This window comes from Microbacterium sp. (genome assembly GCF_051860965.1).
Taxonomy (GTDB): domain Bacteria; phylum Actinomycetota; class Actinomycetes; order Actinomycetales; family Microbacteriaceae; genus Microbacterium.
The window spans coordinates 628,958-653,327 of record NZ_JBIMKU010000001.1; the positions used below are offsets into that span (position 1 = coordinate 628,958).

24 protein-coding genes are annotated in these 24,370 nt (G+C 71.4%); 9 read left to right on the forward strand and 15 right to left on the reverse strand.

Annotated features, from left to right (window positions below):
• The 3 genes from pucL to uraD are packed head-to-tail and all read right to left on the reverse strand — an operon-like array spanning position 1 to position 1,759.
• Entirely contained in the window at positions 1-912 is a 912-nt protein-coding gene (gene pucL, locus ACTIFV_RS02940) for a factor-independent urate hydroxylase (protein WP_439591255.1), read from the reverse strand.
• 2 nt (positions 913-914) lie between these two features.
• A complete protein-coding gene (gene uraH / locus ACTIFV_RS02945) occupies positions 915-1,250 on the reverse strand; it encodes a hydroxyisourate hydrolase (protein ID WP_439591256.1) in 336 nt (111 codons plus the stop codon).
• On the reverse strand, positions 1,247-1,759 hold the full coding sequence (gene uraD / locus ACTIFV_RS02950; protein WP_439591257.1) for a 2-oxo-4-hydroxy-4-carboxy-5-ureidoimidazoline decarboxylase: 513 nt from the start codon (positions 1,757-1,759) through the stop codon (positions 1,247-1,249). Before uraD ends, uraH begins: the two co-directional genes overlap by 4 nt.
• A gap of 138 nt (positions 1,760-1,897) precedes the next feature.
• On the opposite strand from uraD, the gene allB reads away from it, so the two are divergent.
• The 5 genes from allB to ACTIFV_RS02975 are packed head-to-tail and all read left to right on the forward strand — an operon-like array spanning position 1,898 to position 8,406.
• Positions 1,898-3,277 (forward strand): allantoinase AllB, encoded by a 1,380-nt coding sequence (gene allB, locus ACTIFV_RS02955; RefSeq protein ID WP_439591258.1) that lies wholly within the window; start codon positions 1,898-1,900, stop codon positions 3,275-3,277.
• 27 nt (positions 3,278-3,304) lie between these two features.
• Positions 3,305-4,390, forward strand: a complete 1,086-nt coding sequence (locus tag ACTIFV_RS02960; RefSeq protein ID WP_439591259.1) for an acetamidase/formamidase family protein — start codon at positions 3,305-3,307, stop codon at positions 4,388-4,390.
• A complete protein-coding gene (locus ACTIFV_RS02965) occupies positions 4,383-5,930 on the forward strand; it encodes an AtzH-like domain-containing protein (RefSeq protein ID WP_439591260.1) in 1,548 nt (515 codons plus the stop codon). Before ACTIFV_RS02960 ends, ACTIFV_RS02965 begins: the two co-directional genes overlap by 8 nt.
• Entirely contained in the window at positions 5,927-7,150 is a 1,224-nt protein-coding gene (locus ACTIFV_RS02970) for a pyridoxal-phosphate-dependent aminotransferase family protein (protein WP_439591261.1), read from the forward strand. The genes ACTIFV_RS02965 and ACTIFV_RS02970 overlap by 4 nt, the downstream gene beginning before the upstream one ends.
• Positions 7,150-8,406, forward strand: a complete 1,257-nt coding sequence (locus tag ACTIFV_RS02975) for an allantoate amidohydrolase (RefSeq protein WP_439591262.1) — start codon at positions 7,150-7,152, stop codon at positions 8,404-8,406. Before ACTIFV_RS02970 ends, ACTIFV_RS02975 begins: the two co-directional genes overlap by 1 nt.
• A 142-nt stretch (positions 8,407-8,548) precedes the next feature.
• Here the strand turns inward: ACTIFV_RS02975 and ACTIFV_RS02980 are convergent, their stop codons facing one another.
• The 8 genes from ACTIFV_RS02980 to ACTIFV_RS03015 all read right to left on the reverse strand — a co-directional run bounded on the left by ACTIFV_RS02980 (position 8,549) and on the right by ACTIFV_RS03015 (position 18,292).
• Positions 8,549-9,454 carry an ABC transporter permease gene (locus ACTIFV_RS02980; protein WP_439591263.1) on the reverse strand — a complete coding sequence of 302 codons (906 nt, stop codon included), beginning with the start codon at positions 9,452-9,454 and terminating at the stop codon, positions 8,549-8,551.
• Positions 9,451-10,260 carry an ABC transporter permease gene (locus ACTIFV_RS02985; RefSeq protein WP_439591264.1) on the reverse strand — a complete coding sequence of 270 codons (810 nt, stop codon included), beginning with the start codon at positions 10,258-10,260 and terminating at the stop codon, positions 9,451-9,453. Before ACTIFV_RS02985 ends, ACTIFV_RS02980 begins: the two co-directional genes overlap by 4 nt.
• Positions 10,260-11,081: an ABC transporter ATP-binding protein gene (locus ACTIFV_RS02990; RefSeq protein ID WP_439591265.1), complete on the reverse strand. Its 822-nt coding sequence runs from the start codon at positions 11,079-11,081 to the stop codon at positions 10,260-10,262. The genes ACTIFV_RS02985 and ACTIFV_RS02990 overlap by 1 nt, the downstream gene beginning before the upstream one ends.
• A 6-nt stretch (positions 11,082-11,087) precedes the next feature.
• Positions 11,088-12,197, reverse strand: coding sequence for an ABC transporter substrate-binding protein (locus ACTIFV_RS02995; RefSeq protein ID WP_439591266.1), 1,110 nt, complete (start codon positions 12,195-12,197; stop codon positions 11,088-11,090).
• Between the two features lie 203 nt (positions 12,198-12,400).
• Positions 12,401-15,127 carry a molybdopterin-dependent oxidoreductase gene (locus ACTIFV_RS03000; RefSeq protein WP_439591267.1) on the reverse strand — a complete coding sequence of 909 codons (2,727 nt, stop codon included), beginning with the start codon at positions 15,125-15,127 and terminating at the stop codon, positions 12,401-12,403.
• Entirely contained in the window at positions 15,124-15,939 is an 816-nt protein-coding gene (locus tag ACTIFV_RS03005; RefSeq protein WP_439591268.1) for an FAD binding domain-containing protein, read from the reverse strand. The genes ACTIFV_RS03000 and ACTIFV_RS03005 overlap by 4 nt, the downstream gene beginning before the upstream one ends.
• Positions 15,940-15,941: 2 nt before the next feature.
• Positions 15,942-17,300, reverse strand: a complete 1,359-nt coding sequence (locus ACTIFV_RS03010; RefSeq protein WP_439591269.1) for an 8-oxoguanine deaminase — start codon at positions 17,298-17,300, stop codon at positions 15,942-15,944.
• A complete protein-coding gene (locus ACTIFV_RS03015; RefSeq protein ID WP_439591270.1) occupies positions 17,297-18,292 on the reverse strand; it encodes an XdhC family protein in 996 nt (331 codons plus the stop codon). Before ACTIFV_RS03015 ends, ACTIFV_RS03010 begins: the two co-directional genes overlap by 4 nt.
• A gap of 77 nt (positions 18,293-18,369) precedes the next feature.
• Between ACTIFV_RS03015 and ACTIFV_RS03020 the strand changes: the two genes are divergently transcribed.
• From ACTIFV_RS03020 to ACTIFV_RS03030, 3 genes are all read left to right on the forward strand, one after another.
• Positions 18,370-18,912: a nucleotidyltransferase family protein gene (locus ACTIFV_RS03020; RefSeq protein ID WP_439591271.1), complete on the forward strand. Its 543-nt coding sequence runs from the start codon at positions 18,370-18,372 to the stop codon at positions 18,910-18,912.
• A gap of 135 nt (positions 18,913-19,047) precedes the next feature.
• On the forward strand, positions 19,048-19,569 hold the full coding sequence (locus ACTIFV_RS03025) for an adenine phosphoribosyltransferase (RefSeq protein ID WP_439591272.1): 522 nt from the start codon (positions 19,048-19,050) through the stop codon (positions 19,567-19,569).
• Positions 19,566-19,811 carry a hypothetical protein gene (locus ACTIFV_RS03030; RefSeq protein WP_439591273.1) on the forward strand — a complete coding sequence of 82 codons (246 nt, stop codon included), beginning with the start codon at positions 19,566-19,568 and terminating at the stop codon, positions 19,809-19,811. Before ACTIFV_RS03025 ends, ACTIFV_RS03030 begins: the two co-directional genes overlap by 4 nt.
• On the opposite strand, the gene ACTIFV_RS03035 is transcribed toward ACTIFV_RS03030, so the two are convergent.
• The 4 genes from ACTIFV_RS03035 to purS are packed head-to-tail and all read right to left on the reverse strand — an operon-like array spanning position 19,800 to position 22,855.
• Positions 19,800-20,894 carry an NAD(P)-binding domain-containing protein gene (locus ACTIFV_RS03035; protein WP_439591393.1) on the reverse strand — a complete coding sequence of 365 codons (1,095 nt, stop codon included), beginning with the start codon at positions 20,892-20,894 and terminating at the stop codon, positions 19,800-19,802. The genes ACTIFV_RS03030 and ACTIFV_RS03035 overlap by 12 nt on opposite strands.
• Positions 20,895-20,943: 49 nt before the next feature.
• On the reverse strand, positions 20,944-21,861 hold the full coding sequence (locus ACTIFV_RS03040) for a 2-hydroxyacid dehydrogenase (RefSeq protein WP_439591274.1): 918 nt from the start codon (positions 21,859-21,861) through the stop codon (positions 20,944-20,946).
• Between the two features lie 41 nt (positions 21,862-21,902).
• Positions 21,903-22,610, reverse strand: coding sequence for a phosphoribosylformylglycinamidine synthase subunit PurQ (gene purQ / locus ACTIFV_RS03045; RefSeq protein WP_439591275.1), 708 nt, complete (start codon positions 22,608-22,610; stop codon positions 21,903-21,905).
• Positions 22,607-22,855 (reverse strand): phosphoribosylformylglycinamidine synthase subunit PurS, encoded by a 249-nt coding sequence (gene purS, locus ACTIFV_RS03050; RefSeq protein ID WP_439591276.1) that lies wholly within the window; start codon positions 22,853-22,855, stop codon positions 22,607-22,609. The genes purQ and purS overlap by 4 nt, the downstream gene beginning before the upstream one ends.
• A gap of 226 nt (positions 22,856-23,081) precedes the next feature.
• On the opposite strand from purS, the gene ACTIFV_RS03055 reads away from it, so the two are divergent.
• On the forward strand, positions 23,082-24,353 hold the full coding sequence (locus tag ACTIFV_RS03055) for an ABC transporter substrate-binding protein (RefSeq protein ID WP_439591277.1): 1,272 nt from the start codon (positions 23,082-23,084) through the stop codon (positions 24,351-24,353).
• Positions 24,354-24,370 lie beyond the last annotated feature (17 nt).

Genomic DNA, 24,370 nt, shown 5'->3' on the forward strand with positions numbered 1-24,370 from the left:
TCAGACGAACGAGGGCACGTCGGCCCAGGCATCCGGAGCCGGCGCGGCACCGTCGCGCGACACCGTGCCCTCGATGAGGCCGTAGGGGCGGTCCGCCGCGTAGAAGACCTCGTTCGGGTTCTCGAGGCCGAAGGGCGAGAGGTCGCAGACGAAGTGGTGCCTGTTCGGCATCGCGAAGCGCACTTCGGCGATCTCGGGTCGCGCCTCGATCGCGGCGGCGCCCATCGCGAAGAGCGTCTGCTGCAGCGCGAGAGAGTGCACGGTCGCGAAGGTCGAGAGCAGCACGCCGAGGACCTCGGAGTACAGCCCGTTGTAGTCGATGCCGGCCTCGACGGCGTCGGGCAGGAGACGCCAGCGCCCGGTCACCGAGGTCGCCATGATGCGGTCGTCGGTCTCGACGAGCGTCGTGTACCGATCACGGGGGAAGCCCGCGAACTCCGAGCCGGTGGACTTCAGCACCGTGAGGTCCTTCACGCCGCCGATCACATGAGTCGCGCCCGCGGACTTCTGCACGGTAGCGAGACGCGTGCCCTGACCCTTGCGCACGAATGAGTGATCGTGCGGCTTCCCGTCCACGAGGATGCGCTCCCACTCGTACTGCTCGGCCTGCCACAGGCCGCCCTCGATCCAGTCGAAGCCGTCGACGAAGTGCGCGCCGAGATGGAGCAGGTACTCCTCGGGAGAGGGGATGCCGTGCTCCTTCGCGAACGCGAACACCGTGTTCTTCTGGGTGTCGGTCGCTACGACGAGGGCGTTGTCGCCCTCGACGTACGAGTCCACGAGCGCCGTCCCGCGCAGCTGCGACGTGACATTGAGGTCGACGATCTCGTGGCGCGGAGTGTCGCGGTAGATGCGCACGACGCGGTTCTCGGCCTTGCCGTACTTGTTGGCGCCGAGGCTCACTGCGACCATCTCTAGCTCCCTCTGTATGTCGAATATGCGAACGGACTGAGCAGGAGCGGCACGTGCAGGTGCCGATCGTTCGCTTCGACGGTGAAGGTCACGGTCACGAGGGGATGGAAGCTCGGGATGCCGCGGTCCGCGAACCACGCTCCTGTGCCGAAGGTGAGCGCGTACATGCCGGGCTCGAGGACGTCGGGACCGAGCGCCGCACGCCCGTCGGCGTCGGTGACGCCCTGGGCGACCGGCTCGGAGCAGCCGCCGGGCAGGTGGCGGGCGAGCGAGACGACGACGTCCTGCGCGGCGGCTCCCGCCGTGGCATCCAGAACATGGGTGGTGAGGTGGCTCATGCGGGGACTCCTTCGTCCGTGACGGAGCTGCGCAGGCGCAGCAGAGCGATCTCGGCGAGCTGGCCGGTCGCCTCGGCTGCTTCGGCGTCGTCGTCCCCGTCGAGTCGGCGCTCGAGCTCCGCGAGCATCTCGTCGGGCGTGCGACCCGACGCCCGGATGAGGAAGACGCGCCCGAAACGCTCTTCGTAGGCGGCGTTGCCCGCCGCGATCCGCGCCGACACGTCGGCCGCGGCATCCGTCATCGACGACTGCTCGGAACGGGATGCTGCGGCCTCCGCGTCGTCGCCGGTGACCTTCGCGCCTATCCGGGGGTGATGGGCGAGCGCCGCGTCGAGGTCTTCGCGCGTCCAGCCGGCGGCGAGCAGCGCGGCCGCCTCGGTCAGTGCGTCGGCCGACGAGTAGGGTCGGGCGGCGACGAGCGCGTCGACCCAGACGGGGATCGCGGCCCACACGGTCGCGAGCGCGCGGGCGTCCGCGGCATCCAGCTCGTTGAACTCGTCGATCCGCACGCGGCCCCCTTCGTCCTGCGACGGTACCGCTCCGAGGGCACGAAGGGGTTTCGCCGATGTAAACCGCGTCGCCCGAAACGACGGCGGCGCGTCGAGCCGCGAAACCCACCCGTCACACGGATGCGGGATGCTGGCGGGATGACGACCGCTCTGCGCACCGGCGGCTCCGGCCGCATCCGCGCCGGGCGCGCGTGGATCGAGGGCGCCTTCCGGCCCGCCGACGTCACGATCCAGCACGGCGTGATCGTGGGAATCGAGCCCCCGCAGGGTCCTGCGCGCAAATCGGTGCTCGTGCCCGATGATGCGGTGCTGCTGCCCGGACTCGTCGACTCGCACGTGCATGTCAACGAGCCGGGCCGTACGCACTGGGAGGGCTTCCGCTCGGCCACCCTGGCCGCCGCGGCGGGCGGAGTGACGACGATCGTCGACATGCCCCTCAACTCGATTCCGCCGACGACGACGGTCGAGGCGCTCGCCGTGAAGAAGGCGGCCGCCGCGCGCTCCGCTCACATCGACATCGGCTTCTGGGGCGGCGCCGTGCCGGAGAACCTGGGCGAGCTCGCGCCCCTGCACGACGCCGGGGTCTACGGCTTCAAGTGCTTCCTCTCCCCGTCCGGCGTCGAGGAGTTCGGGCACCTCGACCGTGCGCAGCTCGGGGCCGCGATGGAGGAGATCGCCGCGATCGGGTCGCGGCTCATCGTGCACGCGGAGGACCCGGCGCTGCTCCACGAGCACGGGCCCCTCGGGCGGGGGTACGACGCGTTCCTCGCCTCCAGGCCGCCGGAGAGCGAGGCGTCGGCCATCGGCGCGGTCATCGCCGAGGCGCGTCGCACGGGCGCCCGCGCGCACATCCTCCACCTGAGCGACGCCGGCTCGCTCCCCGCGATCCGGGCGGCCAAGGCCGACGGCGTCGCCCTCACCGTCGAGACGTGCCCGCACTACCTGACGATCATCGCCGAGCAGATCCCCGACGGCGCCGCCGAGTTCAAGTGCTGCCCGCCGATCCGCGGGGCGGCGAACCGCGACCTGCTGTGGGCCGGGATCGTCGACGGCACGATCGACGCGATCGTCAGCGACCACTCGCCCTCGACCATCGACCTCAAGCGCTCGGGCGGCGGCGACTTCGGGCTCGCCTGGGGCGGCATCTCCGGTCTGCAGGTGGGCCTGTCGGCGGTGTGGACCGAAGCGCGCAGCCGCGGCATCCCGCTCGCGACGCTTCTTCCGCTCTTCACGACCGGGCCTGCGCTCGTCGCGGGGCTCACGGGCCGGGGCGTCATCGAGATCGGCGCGCCCGCGCACCTCGCGGTGTTCGGACCCGACGACCCCCACGCCATCGAGGCCGCGGCGCTGCTGCACCGCAACCCGATCACGGCGTACGACCATCGCCTGCTGACAGGCCGCGTGCGGCGCACGTGGCTGCACGGCACGCCTGTCTACGACGTGACCGAGGGCGGACCGGGCGAGGCGCCGCGCTTCCGCGGAGCGCCTCGCGGCCGACTGCTGTCGGCGCGGGCATGAGACGATCGGACCGGACGGGATGACACCATGAGGATCCTCCAGCCTGGAGTGGGCGAGACCCCCGGCGATCACTATCTGCGGTCGACACCCGAGACGGTGCTGTGGGGGCGGCTTCCGTGCCGAGTCGATGCGCCGGTGCTCGCGGTGGCGGCCGGCGCGAGCGTGACGATCGACACCGTGAGTCACGAGGGCGTGCTCGAAGACCAGGGCAAGGATCCGATCGCGTTCTTCACGGCTCACGGCGTGGATGCGGCATCCATCCTCGACGACGCCGTGGCCATCGCAGCCACCCTCTCCCGCGACCCGGCCGCCGACGGACCGCACGTCGTCACCGGCCCGATCTTCGTCCGAGGCGCGCACCCGGGTGACCTGCTGAAGATCACTGTCGAGAGGCTCGACCCTCGCGTGCCCTACGGTGTCATCTCGAATCGGCACGGCAAGGGCGCCCTGCCCGGCGAGCTGCCGCGCCGCGAGGGCAACGTCAGCGTCTTCACTCCCGTCGAGAGCCGCGGCGACCGTCTCGTCGGCCTCCTGCCCGTCGTCGAGGGCGGCGATCGCGTCATCGCGTTCCCGCTTGCGCCCTTCCTCGGCACGATGGGGGTGGCCGTCGACTCCGACGAGCGACCGCATTCCGTTCCGCCGGGAGCACACGGCGGCAACATCGACATCAACCTCCTGACCGAGGGGGCCGTGCTCTACCTCCCCGTGCAGGTCGAGGGCGCGCTCGCGTACGTCGGCGACCCGCACTTCGCGCAGGGCGACGGCGAGGTCGCACTGACGGCGCTCGAGGCATCCCTCCGCGCGACGCTCCGCTTCGACGTCGTGCCGCGCGACGAGGCGCTCGCCGAGTTCGGCGAGGTCCTCGGCCCTCTCGCCCGGGCGGGCGGCTACCTCGTGCCGACGGGGCTCGACCCCGACCTGAACGTCGCGATGCGCGAATGCGTGCGTGCCGCGCTCGCGCTGCTGCAGGCTCGCTGGGGCCTCGACGAGCACCTCGCGTACGCCTACCTCAGCGCCGCGACCGACTTCGATATCTCGCAGGTCGTCGACATCGTGTGCGGTGTGCACGCCCGCATCCGCGAGGCGGACTTCGAGGGGGTCGACCGTGGCTGACATCCCGCCCGATCTGCTCGCCGCGTTCGAGCGGTACGAGGCGGCGATCGTCGCGAACGACGTCGAGGTGCTGGACGCCTCGTTCGCTCCCGCCTCCGAGACCCTCCGCGGCGACGGCGCGGGGCTGCTCGTCGGATTCGAGGCGATCTCGGCCTTCCGCGGCCTGCGCGCCGGTGTGCCGGCGCGTTCGATCGAGCGGATCGAATACCGAGCGCTGGCGACGGATGCCGCGCTCCTCGTCTCGGTGTCGCGCTACGCCGGCGGCGGCACAGGCCTGCAGACGCAGGTGTGGCAGCGCATCGACGGCACGTGGCTGATCACGGCGGCGCACGTCACGCCGCGCGCCCCGGCCCTCGATACCTCGGTGTGGCGCACCGTCGGCTCGCCCCTGTGGCAGGGCGCCTGGGAGGGCGCGCTCGCGGGGCTCACGGTCGCCGTCAAGGACCTCTTCGCGATCAAGGGCTATCGCATCGGCGCGGGCAATCCGACCTACCTCGACGGCGCGAGGGCCGAGGCGACGACCGCGCCCGCCGTCGCCGATCTGCTGCGGGCCGGCACCTCGCTGCGGGGCATCGCCCGCACGGACGAGTTCGCGTACAGCATCGCGGGCGACAACGCCCACTACGGCACCCCGACCAACGGCGCGCTCCCCGGAGCCCTTCCCGGCGGATCGTCGAGCGGCCCGGCGACGGCCGTGTCGACGGGGCAGGCCGACATCGGTCTTGCGACCGACACGGCCGGTTCGATCCGCGTGCCGGCGTCGTACCAGGGCCTCTGGGGCCTCCGCACGACGCACGGGCTCGTGCCGCGGCAGGGGATGCTGCCGCTCGCGCAGTCGTTCGACACGATCGGCTGGCTCACGCGCGACGGCGCGACGCTCGAGCGCGTCGCGGACTGGTGTCTGAGCTACGACGGATCCGAGACGACCGAGGGCGTGCCCGCCGAGCTTCCGCGGCGCTTCGCGGTGCCGCTCGAGGTCCTCGACGCGGCGCAGCCCGAGACCCGTGCGGCCTTCGAGGCCGTCGCCGGGCGGCTCGACGCCGACAGCGTATCGATCGGCGACCTCGACGAGTGGCTCGCGCCGTTCCGGACGGTGCAGGGCGCCGAGGCCTGGCGCAACAACGGCGCGTGGGTGACGGCCCACCCGGGTGCCCTGGGGGCCGCTGTCGCCGAGCGGTTCCGCGTGGCATCCACCATCACCGCGGAGGACGAGGCATCCGCCCGCCGCTCCCTCGAGCCGCTCCGTGCGCGGATCCGCGACCTCGTCGAGGACGCCGTGCTCATCATGCCGACCGTGCCCGGACCCGCGCCGCTGCGCACGGGGTCGGGTCCGCGGGTCGACGAGGTGCGCACGGCGACGCTGCGCATGACGAGCCCCGCCGCGATCGGAGGCCTGCCCGCGCTGTCGGCCCCGCTGCTCACGGTGCCCTCGACCTCGGGCCCCGCACCCGTCGGAGTCTGCTTCGTCGCGCGCGAGGGCGCGGACATCTCGCTCGTACGCCGCGCACGCGAGCTCGCCGAGCACCTGGAGAAGCCATGAACATCCCCGGCCCGATCTCGCCCCCTCCGCGCCTGCTGATGGGTCCCGGCCCGATCTCGGCGTATCCGACTGTCCTCGAGGCGATGTCGGCTCCCCTCGTCGGCCAGTACGACCCGTTCATGACGGGCACGATGACCGAGACGCAGGAGCTCTATCGCGCCGTGTGGGCCACGACCAACGAAGCGACACTCCTCGTCGACGGCACGTCGCGCGCCGGGATCGAAGCGGCGATCGTGTCGCTCGTGCGTCCCGGTGACCGGGTCCTGGTTCCGATCTTCGGCCGCTTCGGGCATCTGCTCGCCGAGATCGCCGAGCGCGCGCTCGCCGACGTGCACACGATCGAGGTGCCGTGGGGCGAGGTGTTCCCGGTCTCGGCGATCGCGGAGGCCGTCGCCCGGGTGAAGCCGACGCTGCTCGCCCTCGTGCAGGGCGACACCTCGACCACGATGAACCAGCCGCTCGACGAGATCGGCGCTCTGTGCGAGAAGCACGGGGTGCTGTTCTACACCGACGCGACGGCCTCGCTCGGCGGGAACGCGTTCGAGGCGGACGCGTGGGGGCTGGATGCCGCCACCGCCGGGCTGCAGAAGTGCCTCGGCGGGCCCTCCGGGTCGTCGCCGATCACCCTGTCTCCGCGCGCGGTCGAGGTCGTCCAGGCGCGCAAGAAGATCGAGGCCGGCATCCGCGAACCCGGCGATCCGTCGGCCGCCGACTTCGTGCGCTCGAACTACTTCGATCTCGGCATGATCCTCGACTACTGGGGGCCGCGCCGGCTCAACCACCACACCGAGGCGACCTCGATGCTGTACGCGGCGCGCGAGTGCGCGCGCGTTCTGCTGCTCGAGGGACGGGATGCCGTCATCGAGCGGCATCGCGTCGCCGGCGCCGCGATGCTCGCCGGCGTGCAGGGTCTCGGCCTCACCGTGTTCGGAGACATCGCGCACAAGATGAACAACGTCGTCGCCGTCGAGATCCCCGACGGCGTGCCGGGCGACGTGGCGCGCGCCGCGCTCCTCGAGGAGGACGGCATCGAGATCGGCACCTCGTTCGGACCGCTGCACGGTCGCGTGTGGAGGATCGGGACGATGGGCTACAACGCCCGCGAGGACGCGGTCATGACGACGCTCACGGCGCTCGAGACGATGCTGCGCCGGTACGGTGCGCCGGTCCCGACGGGCGGCGGCGTCGACGCCGCGCGAGACGTGTACCGGGGGGCGTGATGGCCCTTCTCCTCGCGGAGCGGGATCGCATCGCCGCGGCGGCGCGGCGCGTCATGGTGCGCTGCGACGAACTGGCGCGCGTCACTTCGGCGCAGGGGAGCATCGAGCGGGTGTACCTCTCGCCCGAGCATGCGCGGGTCAACCGGCTCGCGGCGGAATGGATGCGCGAGATCGGCATGACGACGAGGCAGGATGCCGCGGGCAACCAGCTCGGTCGCGCGGGCGACGCGGCATCCCCCGCCCTGATGCTCGGCTCGCACCTCGACACGGTGCCCGACGCGGGGCGCTTCGACGGCATCGTCGGCGTGCTCATGGCGCTCGAGGTCGTGCGGCTGCTGCGGGATGCCCGGCTGCCGTTCGCGCTCGAGGTCGTCGCGTTCTCGGATGAGGAGGGCACGCGCTTCGGCAAGGCGCTGCTCGGGTCGTCAGCCGTCGCGGGGACGTGGGAGCCGCAGTGGTGGACGCTCACGGATGCCGACGGCACGTCGCTGCGGGAGGCGTTCCTCGAGTTCGGGCTCGATCCCGGGCGCATCGCCGAGGCGGCGCGCCGACCCGACGAACTCGTCGGCTACCTCGAAGCGCACATCGAGCAGGGTCCCGAGCTCGACGAGCGCGGCGAAGCGCTCGCGGTCGTGTCATCCATCGCCTCCGCACGGCGCTTCCAGCTCGTCGTCGAGGGCGAGGCGCGGCACGCCGGCGGGACGCCGTACGACCGCCGCCACGACGCACTGCTCGGCGCGTCGGAGGCCGCGCTCGCCGTCGAGCGGATCTGCCGCGCCGAACACCACGTCATCGGCACCGTCGGTCAGCTCGAGGCGTACCCCGGCGCAGTCAACGTCGTGCCGGGCGAGGCGCACCTGTCACTCGACCTGCGCGGCGAGTTCGACGAGACGCGCGACGGCGTCTGGCGGTCGATCGAGCGCGAGATCGACGCGATCATGGGTCGCCGCGGCCTGCGCTGGACCGCGCGCGAGGTGCACAGCGCTCCGGCGGTCTTCTGCGCGCCCCTCCTGCAGGACGCCCTGCGCGAGGGCATCCGATCCACCGTCGACACCGCCGAGGACCCGGCCGTCATCTTCAGCCGCGCAGGTCATGATGCGATGGCGATCGGCGCCGTGACCGGAGTCGGGATGCTCTTCCTCCGCAATCCGGACGGCATCAGCCACCACCCCGACGAGGCGGTCTCCGAGCAGGACGTGGCGCGCGGCATCCGGTCCCTCGCCGAGACCGTCCTGCAGCTCGCCGCCGACCGCTGAGCTCGCCCTCGCTCTCTCGCCGAACCCACCCGCCTTCCCCGAACCCACTCACTTTCGCGCGCAGATGCGGGTGGGTTCGGCAGGAGTGGGTGGGTTCGCGCGCCGGCCACGGGACGGGGAGGGGATCCCGGGGTGATGGGGCTCAGCGCTGACCGGGCTGCATGCCCATGCGCACGAGCACGATGTTCTCGACGATCTGCACGATGTTGTAGAGCAGGAGCGTGATGAGGGTGATGAGGGCGATCGACGTCCAGAGCTGCGTGAACTGCGCCTGCGCGTTGAACTTCAGGATCGATCCGCCGATGCCCTGACCGGTCGACAGCCACTCCGCGAGCAGCGCACCCGTGACGGCACCCGGCACCGACACGCGCGCCGCGGCGAAGAGCGACGGCCCCGCACCGGGGAAGTTCACCTTGCGCAGCGACGTGAAGCGTCCGCCTCCGAAGACGTGCACGACGTCGATGCTCTGCTGACTCGCGCGGCTGAGTCCGAACAGGATGCTCGCGAGCGCGGGGAAGAGGACGACGATCGTTCCGATGACGGCGACGGATGCCACGGTGCCGCGCCCCGTGATGAGGATGATGACGGGCGCGATCGAGACGAGCGGGATCGTGCGCAGCAGCAGGACGAGCGGCATGACGCCGGCCTCGACCGCCTTGGAGAGGCTGAACAGCACAGCGAGCACGACCGCCGTGATCATGCCGAACACGAAGCCGATCGACGAGTCGAGGAGCGTCTGGGCGACGAGCGGCGCCATCGTGGCGCGGTGCTCCGCGGCATCCTCATCGACGAAGAGGTGGTTCCAGACGTCGACGGGTCCCTTCGCGATGAACGGCGAGATGCCGCTGAAGCTCACGATGCACTGCCAGAGGATGAGCACGATCGCGAAGGTGATGACGGCGTTCGCGAGGGACCTGCCGATCGTGCGCAGGAGTGCCCTTCGGCGGTCCGCTCGCAGGCGCGCCTGTGCGACGGGATCGGCCTGCAGCACGAGCTGGCCCGTGAGGGGGGTCGGCGGATGGGCGGTGTCGACGAGCTTCTCGGTCATGATGCCTTCCCCGAGACCCAGGGGGTGACGAGCCGGACGAGCAGTCCGACGAGGCCGTAGGCGACGAGCGCGAAGACGGCGCACAGCAGGAACACCGACCAGACCCCGGCGGCGTCGAGCTGGCCCTGCAGACGGATGAGCGTCGGACCGACGCCGGCCGTGATCGCACCGAGGTACTCGCCGAGGACGGCGCCGAGGAAGGCCGTCGGCACCGCGATCTGCAAGGCGTTGAGGATCGCGGGCAGCGCCGCGATCAGGCGCACTTTGCGCAGCTGCGTCCACGAGCTGCCGCCGAAGACACGCACGACGTCGAGCGAGGCCTTGTCGGCGGACTTGAAGCCGAGGATCGATCCGACGACGGTCGTGAAGACGCACACGAGTGCCGCGAGGAAGATCGCGGTGGCCGACGGGTCGCCGGGATTCTTGGCGCCGCCGAGCACGACGACCGAGATGCCCCCGACCGCGACGATCGGCAGGCAGTAGCTCACGACGGCGATCTGCGTCACGACCGTCTCGGTCTTGGGGAACACGAGCACGAAGGCGGCCAGGACGAGGGCGATGCCGTTGCCCCACACGTAGCCGATCGCGGCGGCGGTGATCGTCGGCTGGAAGACGCCCCACGCGCCCAGGATGTTGCCGTCGAGGAACAGCCACTCGAAGACCGCCCAGGGCGAGGGGACGGGGGTGAACGACGTCCCTGCCTGGATCTGGAACGCCGTGAGCGAGAAGATCCACCACACGACGATGAGCACCGCCGCGCCGATGAGCCCGGCGGCCCACGTCGGCATCTTCCAGGTGGTGCGCATCACGCCTCCGCTTCGGCCCGACCGTCCGAGCCGAACAGCAGCTCCGACGCCCGATCGACGTAGGCGTGGAACTCGGGCGTGCGCATCATGTCGGGGGTCCGCGGCCGGGGCAGGTCGATCTCGATGATCTCCTTGACGCGGCCGGGCCGCGGCGACATCACTGCCACCCGGTCGGCGAGGAAGATCGCCTCGCTGATGCCGTGCGTCACGAGGAGGGTCGTCGCGGGCTTCTCGGTCCAGATGCGGAGGAGCTCGAGGTTCAGGTTCTGGCGGGTCATGTCATCCAGCGCCCCGAACGGCTCGTCGAGCAGCAGGACGGACGGCTTGAGCACGAGGGCGCGGGCGATGGATGCACGCTGCCGCATGCCGCCCGACAGCTGCGCGGGCTTCGCGTTCGCGAAGTCCTTCAGGCCGACGAGGGCGATCAGCTCATCGACGTAGTCCCGGTCGACCGGCTTGCCGGCGACCTCGAACGGCAGCTCGATGTTCTTGCGGACGCTGCGCCACGGCAGGAGGGCGTGGTCCTGGAACGCGATGCCGAGCTCGCTCTTGGAGCGCAGCTGATCGGGCGATTCGCCGTCGACGAGGGCCGTGCCGTGCGTCGGGTGGTCGAGAGCGGCGAGGATCCTCAGGATCGTCGACTTGCCGCATCCCGACGGACCGAGAAGGGCCAGGAACGAGCCCTTCTCGGTGTGGAGGTCGGTGTCCTGCAGGGCGAGGAGGGACTTGCCTCCTCGCAGTGCGAACGACTTGGAGACTCCGGTGATCTGGATGCCGGTGCCTGTCTGGGCACCGGCATCCGTGGTGGAGGAGATGGTCATGATCCCTTACGGCAGGTACGCCAGGAGGTCGGGGTTCTCCTCGTAGATCTCGTCGATGATCGTCGTGTCGAACAGCTGGTCGGCGGTGAGCTCCCAGCCCGACGCCTTGAGCGACGCGAGCGTCTGCTCCTTGAGGTCGTCCGAGATCGTGAACAGGCCGTTGGCCTCGGTCTCGTCGGTCGAGATGAGCAGCGCCTGCGCGAGGATGCCCGCCGCGACCTTCGCCGGGTCGAGCTCGCCGAAGGTGAGGTCGCCCGCGGCGGCCGACTCGTTGTAGTAGTCGGTGACGAGTGCGACGGTGTCGTCGGTCGGGTTCTTGAACGTGTCGGTCCAGCCCTTGATCTCGGCGATCAGGAACGCCTTGATGAGGTCCTTGTTCTCGGCCAGGTACTGGTCGGTGACCGTGAACGTCTCGGCGACGTAGGGGAGACCGTTCTCGGCGTAGGCGAGGTTGGTGACCGGGTAGCCCGCCATCTCGACCGTGATCGCCTCGTTCGTGAGGTAGGCCATGAAGCCGTCGACCTCGCCGTTGATGAGCGGCGTCGGGTCGAAGTCGACCGGCACGATCTCGAGCTCGCTCGCGTCGATGCCGTTCGCGGCGAGCAGCGCCGCGAAGACGGAGGCGTTGGAGTCCTGCACGCCGATCTTCTTGCCCTTGAGGTCCTCGGGTGTCGCGATGTTCCCGCCGTCGGCCAGCGAGAGGATCGTGAACGGGTTCTTCTGGAACGTCGCGCCGATGATCTTGAGGGGGGCATCCTGCTCGGCGACCGCGGCGCCGACCGAGGCCGCGTCGCTCAGCGCGAACTGCACCTGGCCGGACAGGAGCTTCGCGACGCCGGTGTCGGGGCCGGCGATGCCCGTGACCTCGCCGAAGCCGGCCTCGTCGTAGTAGCCGTTCTCGTACGCGTAGAACTCGCCGGCGAACTCCTCGTTCTTGATCCACGAGTACTGGATGCTGACGTCGCCGAACGAGGCCGCTTCATCCCCGCCGCCGCTGCCGGACGAGCTGGGGGCGGCGCCGCCGGCGCAGCCCGCGAGGACGAGGACGGATGCGAGAGTCGCCGCCGCGACGGCGCCGAAGCGCGCGCGGCGGGACAGGTTGCTGTGTGATGCCATCGGGTTGGCTCCCCCTTCGAGATGCATGTGATCAGGGCGACGCTATTGGTCGCACGTTTCACCGCGTGCGTCCGCGTGTTTCGGCGGTGTGAATCCGCCGGGCGCGTAGTAAGCGCGAGAGTGCTTCCCCCGCACGATCGCGCCCCCGAATCACGGGCGCGCCGAGACACGTCGTGCGTACGAAGTGCTCTCGGCTAGGGACGTCAGTCGAGGTCGTTCGCGAGGCGCCACACGCGCTCGCGCGTGAACGGCTGCCGGAACGGACGACGGCCGACGGCGCGGGCGATCGCGTTGCCGACGGCGGCGGCGACCGGGTTGTAGGGCGACTCGCTCATCGACTTCGCCCCGAACGGTCCGACCGTGTCCACCGTGTCGGCGAAGAGCACCTCGGTGTCGGGGATGTCGGCGAACTGCGGCACGCGGTAGAGCCGGAAGACGGGGTTCGACACCGCTCCGTCGTCGTCGACGAGCACCTCCTCATAGAGCGCGCTGCCGATGCCCTGCGCCGCGCCGCCCTCGATCTGACCGCGCACCTGCGCGGGATTGAGCAGCACGCCGGCATCCGCCGCCTGCACGGACTGCAGCACGCGCACCGTGCCGGTCTCCGCCTCGACGGCGACGCGCACGGCGTGCACGTTGAACGACAGACTCCGCTCGTCGCCGTGCTGCTCGCCGTCGGCGACGAGTCCTTCCGGACTGCGGTCGGGCGAGGCATCCACGATCTCGGCGAACGTGACCAGCCTTCCGGCCCGCACGCCGTCGGTCTCGAGCGTCGCCTCGTCGGCGCCCGTGAGCTCCCGCGCGACGGCCAGCAGGCGATCCCGCAATCGCGTGCAGGCGTCCTGCAGGGCGCGGCCCGCTCCCACGACACCGGCCGAGGCGAACGCTCCCGTGTCGTGCGCGACGGCGTCGGTGTCGGCGGAGCGCAGCACGACGCGGTCGCCGGACGCTCCGAGGATCGTCTGGGCGATCTGGCGGTGCACGGTGCTCGTGCCGTTGCCGAACTCCGCCGTGCCCACCGCGAGCACGAACGTGCCGTCCGGTCGGATCGTCGCCGACGCATGGGCGTGATGACCGCCCGGCGCCATCGCCGCGATGAACGACAGCGCCATCCCCTCGCCGACGAGCCAGCCCTCGGGCGCCTCGGCCCCGTTGCCCCGCCGCAGCGCGCTCTGCGCGAGATCGAGGCACTGATCGAGGCCGTAGCTGCCCCAGACGAGGTCGTCCTCGGGCTCCTCGAACACCGTGAGCAGCGCATCGCCGTCCCGCACGGCGTTGATGCGCCGCAGGTCGAACGGGTCGATGTCGAGGCGCTCCGCGAGCATGTCCATCGCCGACTCGACGCCGAGGATGACCTGTCCCAGCCCGTAGCCGCGGAAGGCTCCCGAGGGCACGTTGTTCGTGTAGACCACCTCGGCGTCGATCTGCTTCACGGGACACCGGTACACGTTGACCGACTCCGAGACGCCGTGGAACAGCACGCCGATGCCGTGATTGCCGTAGGCGCCCGTGTCGCTGAGCACATCGAGCTTCATCGCCGTGAGCACGCCGTCCGCCGTCGCGCCGAGCGAGACCGCGACGCGGAACGGATGCCGCACCGACGCGCGTCGGAACTCCTCGGTGCGCGTGTACTCGAAGGCGACAGGCCGACCCGTGCGCAGCACCGCGAGGGCGACGAGGTCCTCGGTGAACATCTCCTGCTTGCCTCCGAAGCCACCGCCGACGCGTGCCGCGAACACGCGCACCCGATCCTTCGGGAGCTCGAAGAGGTGGGCGAGCTCGTCGCGCACGAGGAACGGCACCTGCGTGCTCGAGCGCACGACGAGGCGCCCGTCGTCGTCCAGCCATCCGATGGCGCCGTGCGTCTCGAGCTGCGCGTGCGACACGCGCCCGGTCCGCCACGTGCCGCTCACCGTCACATCGCTCGCCGCGAGCGCGGCATCCGCGTCCCCGCCGATGCCGTCGTGCATCGCGGCGATGAGATTGCGGGATGCCTCGACCACGCGGTCGACGGCCGTGAGACCGGGGTGCAGCACGGGTGCCCCCTCGGCGCGCGCCTCTTCGGGGTCGAACACCGCCGGCAGCACGTCGTAGGTCACCTCGACGAGTCGGCAGGCGGCCTCGGCCGCCTCGGCGTCCTCGGCGACGACGGCCGCCACCCGCTGCGCGACGAAGCGCACGACGTCATCGAGGATGCGGGTGTCGTCGGGGTCGTCCTCGCGATGCTCGTGCCGTGCCGTCGAGAACCGCCGAGCGGTGACATCCTCGTGCGTGAAGACGGCGACGACGCCGGGAACGGCGCGCGCGGCCGTCGCGTCGATCGCGACGATGCGCGCGTGGGCGTGCGGCGAGCCGAGCACGCGCAGCACGAGCGCGTCGGGCACCTCGACGTCGAACGTGAACGGCTCGAGCCCCTGCACGACGCGCCGCCCGGGCTCCGGGCGCGCAGAGACGCCGATGCCGCGGGGTTGCGAGGAGGCCCCGGTCTCGCGCACGGGCCCGAGGACGGATGCCTCGATCGCCGCGCGGATCGGCCGGTAGCCCGTGCAGCGGCAGAGGCTGCCTTTCATACGCCGGTCGAGGTCGGGCAGGTCCTCGACGGTCAGCGTCGACGCCGTGACCGACATCCCCGCGGTGCAGAATCCGCACTGGAAGCCGAAGTGCTCGACGAGCGCCTCCTGCACGGGGTGCAGGTCGTCCCCCGGGGCGAGGCCGGCCGCCGTGGTCACCTCGACGCCTTCCATCCGCACCGCGGGGATGATGCACGAGTGCACGGGCGTGCCGTCGACGAGCACGGCGCACGCGCCGCAGTCGCCCGCGTCGCATCCCTTCTTGACCTCGTGGTGACCGTTCTCGCGCAGAAGCGTCCGCAGACACTGGCCCGCCCGCGGCTCGGCGTCGACGGGCTCGCCGTTGACGTGGAACCTCATGCCGCCAGCTCCGCCCGGATGCGCTCGGCCAGCGCGATGCTCACGCCTCGACGCCAGTCCGCGGCGCCGAGCGAGTCGGTGTAGTAGTGCGGAGCGGCGTCGATGGATGCCGCGAGGGCCGCGGCATCCGGAATCCCGGCGAACCGCACCACGAACGGACGCGACACCGCCGCCGTCACGGTGAAGACGGCGGCGCCGTCGGCATCGAGGCGGCCCGTGACGACGGCGCCCGAGCGCCCCAGCTCGGCGAGCGCGATCTTGCGCAGGACGAGTCGCGCGCTGAGAGCGTGCGCGGGGAGGTCGATCGCGCGGAGCACGTCGCCGCGGGCGAGCGCGTTCTCCGCGTTGCCGGTCACGAGGTCGGCGATCGCCCAGGTGGTCGTTCCGCGGTCGGCGTTCCACACCTCGGCGGTGCCGTCGAGCGCGACGGCGAGCGAGATCATCGAGCCCGCGGCGAACGACTGGCACACGTTGCCGCCGACGGTCGCGGTGTTCCAGATCTTGAACGATGCGAGCAGGGCGTTCGCGGCGTCGGGGATGACGGATGCCGCGGCCCACCCGGCCGGCACGTCGGGGCCGCGGGACCACGCGACGAGCTCGGCGATCGTGCAGGTCGCGCCGATCCGCAGGCCGGCGTCCGTGATCTCGATCGCGGGCCAGCCCATCGTGGTGAGGTCGACGAAGCCCGTCGTATCGGGCTGCGGCTCGCTCATCAGCCACGTGCCTCCGGCCATGACGACCTCGCCGTCGTCGAGTGCGAGGTCGTCGCGCGTGCGGGCGCGACGGAACCTCGTGACCGTGACGATGTCCACCGTCAGAGCCTCTCGGCGAGTTCGCGCGATGCGGCGGCGACCTCGCGCGCGAGCACGTCCTCGTCGGTCGTCACGAGCGTCGCATCTTCGACCACGGTGTTCCCGCCCACGAAGAGGCGCTTGAGCGGCGGCATCGCGCCGAGACCGAGGGCGGCGACGGGATCGAGGATGCCGGCGTGCTCGACGCGGTCGACCTGCCACACCGCGATGTCGGCGAGCTTGCCGGCTTCGAGCGAGCCGATCTCGTCCTGGCGGCCGAGCACGCGAGCGCCCCCCATCGTCGCGATCCGCAGGCCGTCGCGCACACTGAATGAGTCCGCACCCGTGCGCAGGCGGTTCATGAGCACGGCTTCGCGCACTTCGATCCCGAGCTGGCCGGACTCGTTGGACGCCGCGCCGTCCACGCCCAGCCCGACCGGGACGCCGGCGTCGAGCATCGCGCGCACGGGCGCGATGCCCGCCGCCAGGCGCCCGTTGGACGACGGGCAGTGCGCGACCCCGGTCCCGGTCGCGGCGTAGCGCGCGATCGCGGGTTCGTCGAGGTGCACGCAGTGCGCCATCCACACGTCGTCGCCGAGCCAGCCGAGGCTCTCGAGATAGTCCGTCGGCGTCATCCCGAATCGCTCGGCGCAGTAGGCGTCCTCCTCCACCGTCTCCGAGGCGTGCGTGTGCAGGCGCACGTCGAGCGAGCGGGCGAGCACCGCCGCCTCTCGCAGCAGATCGGCGGTGACCGAGAACGGCGAGCACGGCGCGACCGCGACGCGGACCATGGAGTCGAAGGATGCGTCGTGGTACCGCTCGACCGCCTCCTGCGACGCGGCGAGCGCGGCGGCGGTCGTCTCGACCGCGAAGTCCGGCGGCAGACCGCCCTGCGATGCGCCGAGGTCCATGGAGCCTCGCGTCGCGTGCAGGCGCACGCCGACGCGCGAGGCCGAGTCGACGATCGCGCCGACGATGTCGCCCGAGCCCTGCGGGAAGATGTAGTGGTGGTCGCCCACGGTCGTGCAGCCCGACCGCGCGAGCACGGCCATCGCCCCCGCGGCGCCGACTCCCGTCAGCCCCGCGTCGATCCGCGACCACAGCGGGTACAGCGACGTCAGCCAGTCGAACAGGATCGAATCCTGCGCGTAGCCGCGCGTGAGCCACTGATACAGGTGGTGGTGCGTGTTCACGAGACCGGGGGTGACGAGGCATCCCGTCGCGTCCACGATCTCGGCGCCCGCGCGCAGCTCTTCCGGCGCGCGTCCTGCGCCGACGGCCGTGATGATCCCGTCGTCGATCACGACGTGGCCGCCGTCGTGTTCGCTGCCTGCCGAGTCGACGGTCGCGACATGGCCGCCCTCGATGATGGTGCGGGTCATGTCGTGCCTTCCGGGGGGAGCGGCGCGCACGCCGACGGGGTGACGCGGATGCTTCCAGCCTGCGCATCGACGTCGATGACATTCTCCGTCGGCCGGTGGATGGCGCCGGTCAGATCGCGCAGCGGCAGGCCCGTGCCGTCGTGACGGGATGCCGTGATCTCGGCGAGCACGGCGATCGCCGTCTCTGCGGGTGAGCGTCCGCCGAGATCGAGGCCGAGCGGCGAGTGCACGCGCTCGAGCTGCCGTCCGGTGACGCCGCGCGCCCGGAGCAGGTCCGCACGGTGGGCGACCGTTCCGCGCGCCCCCATTGCCCCCACGAAGTCGAATCCCGCACGCAGGGCGGTCGCGAGGGCGGGGACGTCGAGTCGCTCGTCGTGGCTGAGGACGCACACGGCGGCGAAGCCCTCGCCCGGTTCGAGGTGCTCGTCCGGCATCCCCACGACGAGCTCGTCCGCATCCGGGAACCGGTCGCGCGTCACGAGGGACGCCCACACGTCGATGACGGTGACGCGGTACCCCGCGGCGGATGCCACACGGCACAGTGCCGCGGCATGCTCGCCCGCGCCCACGATGAACAGGCGCGGAGCGGGGTCGATCGTCAGCTCGATGCCGCCGGGCAGCAGGTAGGTCGCCGCGCGGCCTGCGGCGGCGCGTTCGAGGGCGTCGAGCGCCGCGGCATCCGCGGGAACCGGATACGCGACGACGTCGACGCTGCCGCCGCACGCGAGACCCGCCGCGTGGGCGGCCTCGTCCGAGAACCCGAGCCGGGCCGACTGCGCGACCCCGGTCACGCGCGCGGTGTGCGCGAGCACGACGGCATCCCCTTCGACGCATCCGCCCGAGATCGAGCCGATGATGCCGCCGTCGGCGGTCACCGCCATCGTCGCTCCGGCCCCTCGCGGGGCGCTGCGAGCCACCCTCGTGACGGTCACCGCTGCGACCGGCACGCCCCGCCGCAGGAGCGGCAGCAGGTCCTGCGCGAGTTCGAGCACAGTCCCACGCTAACCCGGTCGTGTTTCACGCGGACTACGCTCAGGAAAATCAGGGCTCACGCGACGGGGGTGCTCGCATGCACGTGACGGGAATCGTCCTCGCCGCCGGTGCGGGCGAGCGGTTCGGCGGTCCCAAGGGCCTCGCCCGGACGGCCGACGGGATGCCGTGGATCGCGCTCGCCGTCGGGGTCCTCCGGGACGGGGGGTGCGACGACATCGTCGTCGTCGTGGGCGCCGCCGCCGACGAGGTCGCGCTTCTCGTCCCGCCCGACGCGCGCGTCGTCGTCGCCGAGGACTGGGCGGACGGCGTCTCGGCCTCCCTGCGCGCCGGGCTGGCGACGGCGCTCGACGCCGATGTCGTCGTCGTGATGACGGTCGACACTCCGGATGCCTCGCCCCTCGCGGTCGCACGGGTGCTCGCATCGGGAGCCGAGCTCGCGCAGGCCGTCTATCGCGGTGTCCCCGGGCATCCCGTCGCGATCTCCCGTGCCCACGTCGCCGCTCTCGCCGACGCCGTCTCGGGTGACCGCGGCGCACGGCCCTACCTCGCGGAGCACGGCGTCGTGGAGGTCGAGTGCGGCGATCTGTCGTCGGGCGAGGACATCGACCGACGCCCCTGACCCCCACGCGGCGTGCACGATGTCGGACGTTCTGCCCGACACGCCGTCCTGGCGCGTGCCGGCACGGCGTGTCGGTCAGGATCCCCGACGTTGTGCACGCCGGGGATGATCCGGGACCGCGGGTAGGGTGGGCGCGTGCCGACCACCGAAGACCTCGCCCGCGCCGAGGCGCTCATCCGCACGATCCCCGACTATCCCGAGCCGGGGGTCCTTTTCCGCGACATCACGCCGCTGCTGGCGGATGCCGAGGGCCTGCGGTGCGTCATCGACGCGATGATCGAGCCCTTCCACGGGCAGTTCGACGTCGTCGCGGGCATCGAGGCGCGCGGCTTCCTGTTGGCGGCGGCCGTCGCGATGGTCGCGGACGTGGGGCTCGTTCCCATCCGCAAGGCCGGCAAGCTCCCGCGGCCCGCGGCAGCCGTCGACTACGCCCTCGAATACGGCACCGCGACCATCGAAGCGCACGACGACATCGCGTCCGGGACCCGCGTGCTGCTCGTCGACGACGTTCTCGCGACGGGCGGCACACTGCAGGCGGCGCACGAGCTGGTCCCCGCGATCGGCGGCGTCGTCGTCGCGACGAGCGTGCTCATGGAGCTTCCGGCCCTCGGCGGTCGCGCCCTCGTGCCCGACGCGTTCGCGGTCTTCACGGCGTGAGCGACGACTTCACGGTCGAACCTCGCTGGAAGGAGCGCGTCCTCTACCGCGAGGGCGACCGGGTCTTCGATTTCGACGGCGGCTGGGGTGTCGCACCGCCGGCCCTCTACGTGCCACCGGCGCAGGAATGGGATGCGATGACTCCGCCGTGGATGCACGGCCGCCGCGCCGAGATCGTCGCCCGCCTGGCCGAAGAGACCGGGCACACGATCGTCGAAGGTCCGTACCCGCTACAGCGCTGACGGAGCCGTCACGGCGCGGGCGTCCAGCATCTTCACGATCTCGACGACCGCGGCCCGACCGGCGCGATTGGCGCCGACGGTCGACTGCGAGGGGCCGAAGCCGATGAGATGGATGCGAGGATCCGCCGCGACCCGCGTCCCGCGCATCTCGATCCCGCCGAGGTCGTTGCGCAGGCCCAGGCCGTCGAGGTGCGAGAGCGCCGGACGGAACCCTGTCGCCCACAGGATCGCGTCGACGGGCGTGAACGACCCGTCCGCCTCGCGGACCCCGTCGCGCTCGATGCGCGTGAACATCGGCCGACGCACGAGCGCGCCCCTCTCGCGGGCGGCGATCGCATACGGCGTCCATGCGAGACCCGTGTAGCTCACGACGCTCTGCGACGGCCGCCCCGCCTCGACGTCGGCGATCACGCGGTCGATGACGGCGCGGCCGGTCGTCTCGGGCTGGAACTCGCCCTCGATGAAGGTCGGCTCGCGCCGCGTGTACCAGAAGGTCTCGGCGACCCGCGAGATCTCCTCGAGCTGCTGCACGGCCGAGATCCCGCCGCCGACGACGGCGACGCGCAGACCGGCGAACTCGTCCGCGGACACGTAGTCGCGCGTGTGCAGCTGTCTGCCGGCGAAGGTCTCGGCACCCGGGTAGGCGGGCAGGAGCGGATTCGTCCACGTGCCGGTCGCGTTGATGACGGCATCCGTCCGCCATACGCCCGCGTCGGTGGTCACGACGAGCTCCTCGCCCGCGTCGTCGACGCGGGTGACCCGCACGGGGCGCAGGATCGGTAGGTGCTCGGATGCCTCGTACTCCGCGAAGTAGCGGGGGACCGCCTCGCGACTGGGCTCGTCCGTATCGACGACGGGCGGCTCGGCGCCCGGAAGCGCGAAGATGCCGTTCACCGTCGACATCGTGAGCGACCGCCAGCGGTGCTGCCACGCGCCTCCGGGAGCGGTCGCCGCATCCAGCACGACGAGCGTGCGTCCCGTCGTCGCCTCGAGCGCGCTCGCGAACCCGCGCCGCGTGAGGTGATGGGCCGCCGACAGGCCCGCCTGGCCCGCGCCGATCACGACGACGGTCGCGTGCCTCATCTCATCCACGCCGATCCCAACGCCTCGCTCGGCGGGAGTCTTCCCGGGGTCAGCCGATCACGACGTTGAGCGGCTCGTCCCCGGCGAGCAGGCGCTCGATCTGCGTCCTCACGAGCCGCGCGATGCGCGGGCGCATCGCGGAGGACGCACCCCCGACGTGCGGTGCGACGACCACGCCCGCGAGCGACCACAGCGGGTGATCCGCGGGCAGGGGCTCGGGATCTGTGACGTCGAGCGCTGCGCGGATCCGTCCGCGGCCGACGTGGTGCACCAGGGCGTCCGTATCGACGATCGGCCCGCGGCCGACGTTCACGATGAGCGCGCCGTCCGGAAGCGCCGTGAGGAACGCGTCGTCCACGAGGTGACGGGTCGAGTCGCCGCCGGGCAGCGAGACGATGACGATCTCGGCGGTCGGAAGGAGCACGGGAAGCTCGTCGACGCCGTGCACCGGCATCCCGTCCTCGACGCGGGCTCGCGAGGCGACCGCGGTGACCTCCACCTCGAATCCCGCCAGTCGCGCGGCGATCGCCTTGCCGACGCCGCCGTAGCCGAGCAGCAGCACGCGCCGGTCGGCGAGGCTGTCGGCGAACTCGGGAGCCCATTCCTCGCGCTCCTGCGCGCGGACGAAGCTCGGGATGCGGCGCTGCGCCGCCAGCGTGAGGGCGACGGCCAGCTCGGCGGTGGATGCCTCGTGCACCGAGGACGCGTTCGCGAAGCGCAGGCCGGCGGGCAGGATGTCGGCGACGCCCTCGTAGCCGATCGACTGCCCTTGGACGAGCCCGACCTCGACGCCCTCGAGCCGCTCCAGCACCTTCGCCATCGACATATAGGGCGGGACGACGAGGTCGAACCGATCGCGCGGGGCCGCGGCATCCATCGGCCACACGATCAGCTCGACGCCGGCGGGGAGGGCGCCGAGATCATCGGCGAGCTGCGGGGTGGGGACGCTGACGACGAGTGTGCTCACCCGCTCCACGCTACCGGCGGCGTCGCTCGTCGGTCGCGGGATCAGGCGGCGGCGGCGACGACGGCGGCGATCGCCGCCGTGAAGAACGGCAGGCCGTCGACGCCCGAGCGCATCGCGGCGGCGGTGTCGGGGCCGAAGCCCTCTTCGACGGCGTGCTCGGGGTGGGGCATGAGGCCCACGACGTTGCCGCGCTCGTTGGCGATGCCGGCGATGTCGCGGAGCGACCCGTTGGGGTTCACGCCGAGGTAGCGGAAGGCGACGAGACCCTCGCCCTCGAGGCGGTCGAGCTCGGACTCCGACGCGATGTAGCCGCCATCGGCGTTCTTGAGCGGGATGACGATCTCCTGCCCCTGCGCGAAATCCGACGTCCACGCCGTGTCGGCGTTCTCGACGCGCAGGCGCTGGTCGCGGCGGATGAACTGCTGGTGCGCGTTGCGGATGAGTCCACCCGGCAGCAGGTGCGCTTCGACGAGCATCTGGAAGCCGTTGCAGATGCCGAGCACGGGCATGCCCGCGGCCGCCGCCGACTTCACTTCGGCCATGATCGGCGCAAGCGCGGCGATAGCGCCGGCGCGCAGGTAGTCGCCGTAGCTGAAGCCGCCGGGAAGCACGAGCGCGTCGACGCCTTCGAGGTCGTGCGAGCCGTGCCAGAGGGCGACGGGTTCGGCGCCGGCCACCCGGATGGCGCGCTGCGCGTCGCGATCGTCGAGCGAGCCGGGGAAGGTGATGACGCCGATGCGGGCGGTCACTCGACGACCTCGATGCCCACGACGTCCTCGATCACCGAGTTCGACAGGATCTCGTCGGCGATGCGGCGCGCCTCGGCGAGGACCGCGTCATCCACGTCGCCGTCGACGGTGAGCTCGAAGCGCTTGCCGATGCGGACGCTCGAGAAGCCGTCGACGCCGAGCCTGTCGAGAGCCCCCGACACGGCCTTGCCCTGCGGGTCCAGCAGCTCGGCCTTGGGCATGACGTCGACGACGATGGTGGGCATGAGAGAGCTCCCGGAGTGGGTGGGCGGAGGTTCGATCCCAGTCTATCGCCCGCGTCGACGGATGCCGGTGGGCACCATCCACGGCATCCGTGACCCAACCGTGACCGTCCCATGGGAGCGCTCCCTTGCATTCGTGGGAGCGATCCCATAACGTAGCCTCCAGTCCGATGGGAACGCTCCCACGGCCGATCCTGCAACACAGACCTGACAACACAAAGGAGTGACAGTGAACACACGCGCCTTCCGCAGAAGCGCAGTGGCTCTCGCCGCCTTCTCGGCCACCGCCCTCGTCCTCGCCGGCTGCGCCGGCGGCGGCACCGACGAGGGGTCGGGCGGAGACGAAGAGATCACGCTCACGCTCGCCACGTTCAACAACTTCGGCTACACCGATGAGCTCCTCCAGGAGTACATGGACGCCAACCCGAACGTGAAGATCGTCCACAACAAGGCAGCCGAGTCGGGCGACGCCCGCGCGAACTACTTCCAGAAGCTCGGCAAGGAGGGCCTCGCCGACATCGAGGCCGTCGAGATCGACTGGTTCGCCGAGGCCATGCAGTACTCCGACCTCCTCGCCGAGGTGCCCGACAGCGCCAAGGGCCGCTGGCTCGACTGGAAGGAAGCCGGCGCGACGGACGCCGACGGTCGTCTCGTCGGCTTCGGCACCGACATCGGTCCGCAGGCGATCTGCTACCGCGCCGACCTGTTCGAGGCCGCCGGCCTGCCGTCGACGCCCGACGAGGTCGCCACGCTCTTCGACGGCGACTGGAACAACTTCTTCGACGTGGCCGACGAGTACAAGGCCGCCACGGGCAAGCCCATGATCGACGCGGCGAACTCCGTGCTCCAGGGCATCGTCAACCAGATGGAGTACACGTACACCGAGCCCGACGGCACCGTCATCGCGACGGAGAACCCCGAGATCGAGGACGCGTACAACCTCGTGGTCGAGCGCGCCATCCCGAACTCGGCCTACTCGGGCCAGTGGAGCGACGACTGGAACGCCTCGATGGCCAACGGCGAGTTCGCCACGATGCTCTGCCCCGGCTGGATGCTCGGCATCATCTCGGGCAACGCTCCCGACGTGAAGGGCTGGGAGGTCGCCAACGTCTTCCCGAACGGCGGGGCCAACTGGGGCGGCTCGTACCTGACGGTCCCGGCGAACGGAAAGAACGTCGACGCAGCGCTCGCGCTCGCCGACTGGCTGACCGCTCCCGAGCAGCAGGCGAAGACCTTCGTGAACGCGGGACAGTTCCCCAGCGCGATCGAGGCGCAGAGCGACCCGGCCGTGACGGACTCGACCAACGAGTTCTTCAACAACGCGCCGACCGGTCAGATCTTCGCCGAGCGGTCCGAGGCCATCACGGTCACGCCGTACAAGGACGCGAACTACTTCAAGTACCACGACGCGCTCCAGAACGCGGTGAACCGTGTCTTCGACGGCACGGAGGACCAGACCACCTCGTGGAACACGTGGGTCACAGAGGTCTCGGCCTTCTGATGATCTGACGAGGGTGC